8 protein-coding genes and 2 pseudogenes are annotated in these 9,419 nt (G+C 60.2%); 4 read left to right on the top strand and 6 right to left on the bottom strand.

All coding sequences use genetic code 11. The annotated features are described in order from the left end of the window. Positions 1 to 54: 54 nt before the first annotated feature. The 6 genes from PMI18_RS23545 to PMI18_RS23570 are packed head-to-tail and all read right to left on the bottom strand — an operon-like array spanning position 55 to position 5,794. Positions 55 to 987 (bottom strand): phosphatidate cytidylyltransferase, encoded by a 933-nt coding sequence (locus PMI18_RS23545; RefSeq protein WP_007896595.1) that lies wholly within the window; start codon positions 985 to 987, stop codon positions 55 to 57. 1 nt (position 988) lies between these two features. Continuing rightward, positions 989 to 1,609 carry a lysophospholipid acyltransferase family protein gene (locus PMI18_RS23550; protein WP_007896593.1) on the bottom strand — a complete coding sequence of 207 codons (621 nt, stop codon included), beginning with the start codon at positions 1,607 to 1,609 and terminating at the stop codon, positions 989 to 991. Between the two features lie 11 nt (positions 1,610 to 1,620). Then, positions 1,621 to 2,076, bottom strand: a complete 456-nt coding sequence (locus tag PMI18_RS23555; RefSeq protein ID WP_007896591.1) for a hypothetical protein — start codon at positions 2,074 to 2,076, stop codon at positions 1,621 to 1,623. Further along, on the bottom strand, positions 2,066 to 3,376 hold the full coding sequence (locus tag PMI18_RS23560) for a phosphatase PAP2/dual specificity phosphatase family protein (protein ID WP_007896590.1): 1,311 nt from the start codon (positions 3,374 to 3,376) through the stop codon (positions 2,066 to 2,068). Before PMI18_RS23560 ends, PMI18_RS23555 begins: the two co-directional genes overlap by 11 nt. Next, the gene (locus PMI18_RS23565) at positions 3,373 to 5,130 is read right to left on the bottom strand and encodes a bifunctional alpha/beta hydrolase/class I SAM-dependent methyltransferase (protein WP_007896588.1); all 1,758 of its coding nucleotides are present in this window, start codon (positions 5,128 to 5,130) and stop codon (positions 3,373 to 3,375) included. The genes PMI18_RS23560 and PMI18_RS23565 overlap by 4 nt, the downstream gene beginning before the upstream one ends. Positions 5,131 to 5,170: 40 nt before the next feature. Continuing rightward, positions 5,171 to 5,794: a CDP-alcohol phosphatidyltransferase family protein gene (locus tag PMI18_RS23570; protein WP_007896586.1), complete on the bottom strand. Its 624-nt coding sequence runs from the start codon at positions 5,792 to 5,794 to the stop codon at positions 5,171 to 5,173. A gap of 159 nt (positions 5,795 to 5,953) precedes the next feature. On the opposite strand from PMI18_RS23570, the gene PMI18_RS23575 reads away from it, so the two are divergent. The 4 genes and pseudogenes from PMI18_RS23575 to PMI18_RS31710 all read left to right on the top strand — a co-directional run. Next, positions 5,954 to 6,856 carry a LysR family transcriptional regulator gene (locus PMI18_RS23575; RefSeq protein ID WP_007896583.1) on the top strand — a complete coding sequence of 301 codons (903 nt, stop codon included), beginning with the start codon at positions 5,954 to 5,956 and terminating at the stop codon, positions 6,854 to 6,856. A gap of 131 nt (positions 6,857 to 6,987) precedes the next feature. Beyond that, the gene (locus PMI18_RS23580; RefSeq protein WP_007896580.1) at positions 6,988 to 7,659 is read left to right on the top strand and encodes a glutathione S-transferase family protein; all 672 of its coding nucleotides are present in this window, start codon (positions 6,988 to 6,990) and stop codon (positions 7,657 to 7,659) included. Positions 7,660 to 7,678: 19 nt separating this feature from the next. Further along, positions 7,679 to 8,632 (top strand): annotated as a pseudogene (locus PMI18_RS23585) (pyridoxamine 5'-phosphate oxidase family protein); the annotation flags it as partial. Between the two features lie 418 nt (positions 8,633 to 9,050). Next, positions 9,051 to 9,167 (top strand): annotated as a pseudogene (locus tag PMI18_RS31710) (DUF6124 family protein); the annotation flags it as partial. Between the last annotated feature and the right edge of the window lie 252 nt (positions 9,168 to 9,419).

The raw sequence follows: 9,419 nt of genomic DNA, 5'->3' as shown, positions 1-9,419 counted from the left end.
CTAGGTTTTCACACAGTCTGTTTGGCTGCGGTCTTTTTTTGAGGGCCAGCTATTTCAAGTCCACCAATACCGCACAAGATGAAAGAAGATCGGGGCCGCGAAACACACTGAATCCAGTCGATCCAGCATTCCGCCGTGGCCTTCGATCATGTGCCCCCAATCCTTCACGCCGCGATCCCGCTTGATCGCCGACATCACGATGCCTCCGGCAAACCCCAGCAGGTTGATCAGCAGCGCAATCAAGAACGACTGCCACGGATTGAATGGTGTGGTCCACCACAAGGCTGCGCCAATCAGCGAGGACAACAGAACGCCGCCGACAAAGCCTTCAACGGTTTTCGACGGCGACAGAGTGGGCGCGATTTTGTGTTTGCCGAACAACTTGCCGCAAACGTACTGCAGCACGTCCGACAGCTGTACCACAATCACCAGATACGCGATCAGCAGCAGGTTGCGGCCTTCATAACCGACGATGTCCAGTGTCAGCAGGGCGGGCACGAACGACACGCAGAACACCGCGATCATCAAGCCCCATTGCACTTTCGACGCCCGCTCGAGGAAGTGCGTGCTGTCGCCGCCGAGAGACGCAAGAATCGGCAGCAGCAAAAACACGTACACCGGAATAAAGATCGAGAACAGTCCGTACCAATCGGAATAGATCAGCAGATATTGCAGCGGCAATGCCAGGTAAAACGCTGCCACCAGCGCCGGGTAGTCGCTGCGTCGGGTGGGCATGAGGGTGAGGAATTCGCGTAGCGCATAGAACGATACCGCGTAAAACAGCAGGATCACCGCGCCGGTGCCCAGCCAAAAAGCGATGCCGATCACCACCACCATCACCCACCAGGCGTTGATGCGGGCGTTGAGGTTCTCGATGACTGCATTGGGCGTGCCCCGGGTGCGCAGTTTGAGGATCAGGCCAATCAGTGAAGCCAGCACCAGGATCATGCCGATCCCGCCGAACAGCATCAGGGTTTGTCTATCCATGTCAGGAATGCTCCGGGGCGAGGGCCAGCAGTGCGTCGCGGCTGCGTGAAAGGAACTGCTCTTTGCTCTCGCCTTCGGTCAGTTGCAGGGGCGCGCCGAAACTGGTGGTACACAACAGCGGCAGTGGCAGCACTCGACCCTTGGGCATGACCCGGTTGAGGTTGGCGATCCACACTGGAATCACTTGGGCCTGTGGGTAACGTTTTGCCAAGTGATACAGGCCGCTTTTGAATGGCAGCAAACCCTCTTCCAGATTGCGCGTGCCTTCAGGAAAGATGATCAACGAATCACCGTTCTCCAGGGCGTCGAGCATGGGCTGCAACGGGTTATCCACAGGGTCCTTGCGCTCGCGATCGATCAGCACGCCGTTGAACACCCGGCTGATGATGTAACGGCGTAAGGCGCTCTTGTTCCAGTAGTCGCTGCCGGCCACCGGTCGCGTAAGTTTGCGCAGGGTGGAAGGGAGCGAGGCCCAGAGCAGCACGAAATCGCCGTGGCTGCTGTGGTTGGCAAAATAAATGCGCTGCACGGGTTCCGGCGCGCAACCCATCCACAGGCTGCGGGCGCCAGTAACGGTTCGGGCCATGGAGGTGATGAGGGTGGCGACCACAGGTTCGAACATGAACGATTTCCTTATCCAGCGAAGGGCAGCCAAGGGCTGGCCAGAATGACAGCCAAGGGTGGCAGCACTTGGGCGGCCAGCAGGACAGCCTGTTTGCGCAGCAGTTTAAGCCCCCCGCGCTGACGTTCGGTCCAGGGCCGGCCAGCACGGTTGGCCGGTTGCAGGCCGAGGTTTTGCAGGGCCTGGTCGAGGGCTTGAGTGCGGTCTGACAAAGCGTCAGCGTCGCGGGCTATCAGGGTAAACAGGTCAGCGTCGAAGGCTACCCGCAGCGCCCAGTATTTTTGCCATAGCCCGAGGATGATCAGCCAGGCGCTGAGGATCAAGAACGGCGCAGTCGGGGTGATCAGCAGCAGTTGCAGCAGGCCAAACAACACACCCAGCAAGGTCAGCCCTGTGGATAACTGGTCGAGGGTGCGGCCCCGGCGCAGCAGGCTGGCGACCACGTGCAGTTCCATATCAACCGGCATAGGCGTTCTCCAGGGCTTGGCGATGGGCTGGATGCAGCACCACTTGCGGGCGTGCGGCCTGGATCATCGCCACGGCGGCATCGACAGTGGCCGCTCGACCACTGTGCAGCAACCAGGCCGCGATAGCGGTGGCGCTGCGTGAATAACCCAAAGCGCAGCAGACCAGCAAGGGACCTTGCTGGCGCAGATGTTCAATGGCCTGAGCGGCGGCGAGGCATTGCTCAGCGCTGGGTGTGGTCAGGTCGAGTATCGGAACGTTTTGATAGGCGCGGCCTCTCGGGTTGAGCGGCAGCTCAGCGCATAGATCAACCACAGCTTTGAACGGCGCCAACTGATCAGCGTCGGGAAGCCTGCCGAGCCAAACGTTATCCACAACCTCATTGGGCTGTGGATGTTTGCGGGTCCAAAGCCGTGAGTTGATCCACGCCGCTGCCACGTAAGGCGCAAATAACCAACGGGCGGCCGGGCTAAGGCGGCCGTCAGCGCGTTTCTGAAACCCGGCGGCGTCCAGCAGCGTGTAGTTGAGCGCCACCAACAGCAATGCCACGGCGGGCCAGATCAGCCACAGCCATCCGCCGCTCAGGCCAAAGGCTGGAAGGGCGAATATCGCCGCGCCGACGCCATAACGCAGGGCCAGGCGCCAGCGTTTCGGGTCCTTGGCCAACCGCAGGCTACTCAAGGGGCTGGGCCGATCCAGTGGCCACAACCACACGCACAGCCAGCCGGCGAGGGCGCCTGTGGGTAAGTCGATAAAGTGATGTTGATAAGTGGTCAGCACCGAAATCCCGATCAATGCGAACCAACCGTGCACCAGCCAGCGCCACAGCCCTTGAGAGTGCCGTTGGTACATCACCCACAAAATCACCAGCAGGGCGATGTGCAGCGATGGTGCCTGATTGAACGGCTTGTCGAACCCGGCCAGCACCGCGAACAGCCAGCCGAACACTCCATCCAGTTCAGGCCGTTCGAAGGTGAAGCGCAGCGGCCATAACAGGAAACAACTGACTGAGATCACTTGAGCACTCAGCAGACGCAAGGCGTGGCGCTTGAGCTCATGGCGACTATCGGGCAGCAGCAGCGAAAAACCGTACAGCAGATCAATCGTCCAGTAGGGGACGATGGTCCAGGCCCAGAAGGGCATGGCGCTTTCCCAATCGAAAACGAAGGTGGCGACATCGCTGCGCTGGGCCGTGACCCATGTGGCAAAGCCGTAGCTGGCGAAAAACAGCGGTGCCAGCACCAGCAACCAGAGCACGGCGGGTTTGAGCAAACCCGGCTCTCTCGGGGCAGCCCCCATCATTGCACCCGTTGCGCGAGGGACACGGTGAAGATCCCCCATTCATCCACTCGCTGGGTGATTTTACGAAAACCCGCCGCTTCCACCAGTTGATCCATTTCCGCCTGGCTGCGCCGACGCATCACCCACGCCTGGCCTTGGCGGTGGCTGGTGAGGGCGCGGGCGATCAATTCCAGCTGCGGGTGCCAGGGCTGACCGGTGTAGACCAGATAGCCACCGGGCTCAACGGCCTCGGCCAGGCCTGCCAGAGAGCCGCCGACCAGTGCATTGTCGGCAAACAGTTCATACAACCCGGACACCACCGCCAGTGTCGGCTTTGGGTCCAGTGCCGCCAGGTCGGCGCGGTCGAACGCGTCGCCTTTCACGAACTGCGCGATGTCTCCAAGGCCCTTATCGCGAATCAGCGCACCACCGTCACGTACATTGATGTCGCTGTAATCGCGCAACAGTATCGATTCTGGTAGCGGGCTGACGCCTTGCAAGGCTTCAAGAATGTAGCGGCCGTGACCGGCGGCGATGTCGACGATACGCACCGGTCGGCCTTCTTCGCGCAGCTTGGCCATGGTCAGGCGCAGCAACTCTTCGACGTTGAGTTTGCGCTGGCGAATGCCGCGCCAGCCGATGGAATTCAGGTAGTTCTGATCAATCATCCGCCCAAGCCCACCCTTGCCGGTGGGCTGGTTGCGGTACACGTAGTCCAGGGTGCTGCCGGAGTCGAAACCGGTGTCGAAGCCCAGTTTCACTCCATCTGACAGTCGGCTGCCCAAGCGCATGCTGGCGCGGGTCATGCGCCAGTACAGGTCACGCAACGAGTTGTGCGGCAGCGGAGCGGCGAGGGATTCGGATTCGGCGCAGGTCAGGCCGATCTTGTCGGCATCGAGCAGCGAGGCCCGGTCCAGCGGGTATTCAAAGTTTTGCAGGATAAAGCGTTTGGCACTGGCTACGGCCACGGCGCGATCACGTTCCCCAAGCGTGTCGTGGAAGAAGCCCGGGAGGATGTGTTTTTCCTTTTTCAGGCTGCCCAGGCGTTCGAAAAACTGCTCCTGGGGTTTGCGATGGACCACAAAATCCGAGCCGGAAATCAGCAGCTGGGTCGGCACTTGAATCGCCTGCGCATCGGCCACCACACGGTCAGCGGCTTCATACAAGCCGAGCAGCACATTCACCGAAATCGCCTTGGTGATCAGCGGATCGCTGTCGTAGGAGGCGACGCGCTCCGGGTCGTGACTGAGGAACTTGGCCTTTACGTAGCTGTTGACGAAAAAGTTGCCGCGAAACTTGCGCATCAGTGCCAGGCCCGGACGGGCGAAAGGGACGTAGAGCTTGACCTTGAATGCGGGCGACGCGAGCACCAACGAACGGATGCGCGGTGCATAGTCGTGGACCCAGGTCGAGGCAATCACCGCGCCGACGCTCTGGGCGATCACGGCCATGTTCTCTTCGTCGATCTGATGGGTCGCGTTCAGGTGATCGCAAAAGGTCTGCACGTCCCGCACGCTGGTGGCGAAACTCGGGCTGTCGCCGCGAGCGCCCGGCGACTGACCATGGCCGCGGGCGTCCCAGGCAAAGAAGTCGAACGCTGGCAGGTCCAGTTCATCCACCAGATGGGCGATGCGCCCCGAGTGTTCATGGCCGCGATGAAACAGCAGCACTGCCTTGCGCGGTTCGCCCGAATTACCCGCCGTGGCCGGCCAATGGCGGTAGAACAGTTCAACGCCGTCGTGGGTAGTGAAGGTCTGATTCTGAGTTTCACGCATTGCACTTTCCTTATGCTTGGGGAGCCTTACGCTGAGGGCCTTATGCCGAGGGAGCGTTTTCCTGCACTTCTTTCAGGCCCAGACGGACCCGGTTGACCAAGGTGTAAGCCAGCAGGACGGCGACCACCGCAAACACAACGTTAATCCACAACGCGTTGATCCAGCCGATGGCAATGCCGGTGGCCAAGACGCCCAGTACAAACGCGCGATCGCTCTTGCCCATCGGGCCGTCATAACGCCGCGACGCGCCTATCATTGGCCCGAGGACGCCACTGTACTCGCTGAACAATGCCAGCAGCGTGACCAACAGCACAATCAACACACTCACGTCGGGAATCAGGGCAAAAGGCAGGATCAGCGCGCTGTCGGCAACGATATCGCACAGTTCATTCAGGTAGGCGCCGAGGCGCGACTGCTGGCCGAATTCCCGGGCCAGCATGCCGTCGATGGCGTTCAGCGCCATCCGCAGAATCATCCATACGGGAATCAGCAGAAAAACCCACAGGTGATTGGCGAAACAGGCAATCGCGACGCCCGTCACGACCGAAATGACGCCGGCCAGCACGGTGATTTGATTGGCGGTGGTGCCGTTATCGAACAATCGCTGAACCAGCGGTCGCAACAAATTCTGGAAGGCGGGTTTAAGTTGGTAGATGGAGGGCATCTGGATACGGTCTCAGCAATTGAAAGCGTGAACGTTCAGGGTTATACGTCACAATAATCAGAATGCCAGTAAAACTGCATGGCTCATCCTCTTCCAGCGATATCCAGGTCCAATCGGGAACTGTCGGCCTCGCGTTTTTCAGTGCTCAGGAGTTAATCCATGGACCGCTTCCAGGAAATGCAAGTCTTCGCCACCGTCGCCCAGGAACAAGGCTTCTCGGCGGCGGCGCGGCGTTTGGGGATGTCGGCGGCCAGTGTCACCCGCGCCGTGGCAGCACTGGAGAAGCGCATTGGCACCCAATTGCTGACACGTACCACCCGCAGCGTGCATTTGAGCGAGGCGGGTCAGCGTTATCTGGAGGACTGTCGGAGAATTCTCACCGAGGTGCAGGAAGCGGAGGATTCGGCGGCCGGGAGCCACGCCCAACCCCGTGGGCAACTGACGATCACGGCGCCGGTGTTGTTCGGTGATTTGTTCGTTACGCCGGTCATGGTCGGTTACTTGTCTCAATTTCCTGAAGTCAGCATCAACGCTCTACTGGTCGACCGGGTGGTGAGCATGGTCGAGGAGGGCATCGATGTGGCTGTGCGCATCGGTGAGTTGCCTGACAGCAATCAACATGCAATTCGCGTGGGCGAAGTGCGGCGGGTGATCTGCGCGTCCCCAGGATTCCTGACTGACCATGGTCGGCCCCGCCATCCTGCAGATTTGAGCACAGCCCCGATCATCGCCACCTCGTCCATCGGTCAGCACAGAAGCTGGCCGTTTCTTGACGGGGGAGAACCGATCAGCGTTCGTCCGGAACCGCGTCTGGTGGTCACCGCCAATCAGGCGGCTATCACTGCCGCCGCCATGGGGCTGGGCCTGACCCGAGTGCTGTCGTATCAAGTGGCGAGCAAAGTCGCGGCCGGTGAGCTGGAAATTGTTCTGGCTGACTTCGAACTGCCGCCATTGCCCATTCACGTGGTCTACCAGGGTGGGCGCAAGGCCCCGGTGCGGGTCCGTAGTTTCGTGGACTTCGCGGTGAACGTCCTGCGCGAACACCCAGCCCTGCTTAGCTGAAGGGTTATTGCACGAGCTGAAATAATGGATTGCGTTTGCTGGTTATTCTGTTGTTTTGGTTGCGGATGGAAGATAGCCCCCTATCGGCGCTGATCTTTCCTGGACGGCGCCACCACCCAGCGGAGTCGACTATGCAAGCCATCAAACTCTACAACTTCCCCCGCTCTGGCCACGCTCACCGTGTGGAGCTGATGCTGTCGCTGCTGCAACTGCCGACCGAGCTGATCTTCGTCGATTTGGCCAAAGGCGCGCACAAGCAAGCGGATTTTCTGGCGCTCAACCCGTTTGGGCAGGTGCCGGTGATTGATGATCAAGGCGTGGTGCTGGCCGATTCCAACGCGATCCTGGTCTACCTTGCGCTGAAATACGGCAACGGTCGCTGGCTGCCAACCGACCCGGTCGGTGCGGCCAAGGTTCAGCGCTGGTTGTCGGTCGCCGCCGGGCCGATTGCCTTTGGCCCTGGCAGGGCAAGGCTGATCACTGTGTTTGGTGCGCCTTACAACGCGCAAGAGGTGATCGCTTATGCCCACACCTGGCTCAAAGTGATCGATCAGGAACTGGGCGCAACGCCCTATCTGGTCGGTAGCGAGCCGACCATCGCTGACATCGCCGCGTACAGCTACATCGCCCATGCACCGGAAGGCAATGTGTCGCTGGACGACTACGCCAATATCCGCGCCTGGCTGGCGCGGATTGAAGCCTTGCCAGGGTTTGTCGGCATGCCACGCACCGTCGCCGGTTTGCAAAAAAACTGCCTGATGCTCACGGCCCGCCTCAGTCGGGCTGTTCTTGTTGCGCGATGAGCGCAGGGGAGAAGTCGTTATGGAACGTTCACCTTGGCACGCAGGCGAGACACGGTTGCAGGCTCACGTGGGTGTCGCCGAGCGAATGGAGGAGTTAGGTCGTAGGGTGATTCGCAGCGAGATGCCGGATCAGCACCGCACCTTCTATCAGCAACTGCCGTTCATGCTGTACGGCGCGGTGGATGCTGACGGCAACCCTTGGGCAAGTATTCTTGAAGGGGCGCCGGGTTTTGCCCATTCTCCAGAGCCTACGCTGCTGCAGTTCGGCAGCCTGCCTGGTAGTGACGACCCAGCGCAATTGCAAGAGGGAGCGGCGATCGGTCTGCTCGGTATCGAGCTGCACACCCGCCGTCGCAACCGTCTCAATGGTCGAGTTGGCGCTGTGACGGCGAGCAGCTTCGAGGTGAAGGTGGAGCAATCTTTCGGCAATTGCCCGCAGTACATTCAATTGCGCCAGTTTCGCTCGGTGCCATTGGCGGATCCGGCGACGCGTATTGCGCAGCACCTCAATGGGCTGGATGACGCGGCAAAAGCCATGATCGCCGGCGCCGATACCTTCTTTGTCGCCAGTTATGTGGACGTCGATGGCCAACGCTCGGTGGACGTTTCTCACCGGGGTGGCCAGGCCGGTTTCGTCCAGGTAGAAGGCAATCGCCTGACCATCCCGGACTTCGCTGGCAACCTGTTCTTCAACACCCTGGGCAACCTGCTGATCAATCCTCGAGCCGGTTTGCTGTTCATCGATTTCGATTCGGGCGACCTGCTGCAGCTCACCGGTCGCACGCAAGTCATCCTCGAAGGTCCCCAGGTCGAAGCCTTTCAAGGGGCCGAGCGGCTGTGGACATTCGAGGTGGAGCGCGTGGTGCGGCGGCCCGCGGCGCTGGCCTTGCGTTGGCGCTTTGACGGTGTGTCACCCAAAAGTTTGCTGACCGGCACCTGGGCCCAGGCGAATGCGCGCCTGCAAGCCCAAGCCGGACCTGTAACCCGTGTGGGAAACACAGAAAATCCACTGTAGGAGCGAGGCTTGCCCGTGAAGGCTTTCTCACATTCAACATTGAGGTCGCCTGACACGCCGCCATCGCGAGCAGGCTCGCTCCCACTTTTGATCGTTGTCGTCCTACAGACCGAGTGATTTTTGGGAATGTTTCCGACAAGTTTTGACGGTTGTCGGTCGGAAATGGGGTGGATAGGCTTTGGGGGTTGCTGCAAATTCAGTGATCGGGTTTGGTTGGCGCACTTTTGTGCTTGCTTCATGGCGAGCTGTGCGTGGGAGGGCTTAGGCTCTGCCGGGTTCCATTCCCTGGTCGACCAACCCGCGTACGGTTCGCCACCCTTCTGCTTGGTCGCAGTGTTGGCGAACTCCAGTCCCCGAATGGAGTTTCACCATGTTCAAAGGGCCGCATCGGCACACGGCGATGGCGATTCAACAGATCGTCATGCTGGCTGAACTGGCGGTGAACCGGATGCTGGATAACGTGGCCATACCAAAACCTGCGCCACATAGTTGACCCAATGTGGGAATGGCTTTTGTGGCGAGGGAGCTTGCTCGCGCTTGAGTGCGCAGCACTCACAAATTCTGCAATAGATTGCCAGAATCTTGGGGCCGCTACGCAGCCCAGCGCGAGCAAGCTCGCTCGCCACAAAAGTCCGGTCCCGCAGGTTTAGGCGTAGGACAGGGATTTCTATTCCAGTAGCTCCTGGTACCGAAAATTCAGTGATCATTGCCCGCAAGCCAATGGCTGAGTAGGGTAACGAGCAGA

The sequence above is a fragment of the Pseudomonas sp. GM102 genome (assembly GCF_000282555.1).
GTDB lineage: Bacteria > Pseudomonadota > Gammaproteobacteria > Pseudomonadales > Pseudomonadaceae > Aquipseudomonas.
Note: the sequence above shows the minus strand (reverse complement) of the source record. Positions and strands in the feature narration are given on the sequence as shown.

Bases quoted from the DNA above. Each gene is read 5' to 3' on its own strand.
- PMI18_RS23545 (WP_007896595.1), bottom strand. From the start codon at position 987: ATGGATAGACAAACCCTGATGCTGTTCGGCGGGATCGGCATGATCCTG.
- PMI18_RS23550 (WP_007896593.1), bottom strand. From the start codon at position 1,609: ATGTTCGAACCTGTGGTCGCCACCCTCATCACCTCCATGGCCCGAACC.
- PMI18_RS23555 (WP_007896591.1), bottom strand. From the start codon at position 2,076: ATGCCGGTTGATATGGAACTGCACGTGGTCGCCAGCCTGCTGCGCCGG.
- PMI18_RS23560 (WP_007896590.1), bottom strand. From the start codon at position 3,376: ATGATGGGGGCTGCCCCGAGAGAGCCGGGTTTGCTCAAACCCGCCGTG.
- PMI18_RS23565 (WP_007896588.1), bottom strand. From the start codon at position 5,130: ATGCGTGAAACTCAGAATCAGACCTTCACTACCCACGACGGCGTTGAA.
- PMI18_RS23570 (WP_007896586.1), bottom strand. From the start codon at position 5,794: ATGCCCTCCATCTACCAACTTAAACCCGCCTTCCAGAATTTGTTGCGA.
- PMI18_RS23575 (WP_007896583.1), top strand. From the start codon at position 5,954: ATGGACCGCTTCCAGGAAATGCAAGTCTTCGCCACCGTCGCCCAGGAA.
- PMI18_RS23580 (WP_007896580.1), top strand. From the start codon at position 6,988: ATGCAAGCCATCAAACTCTACAACTTCCCCCGCTCTGGCCACGCTCAC.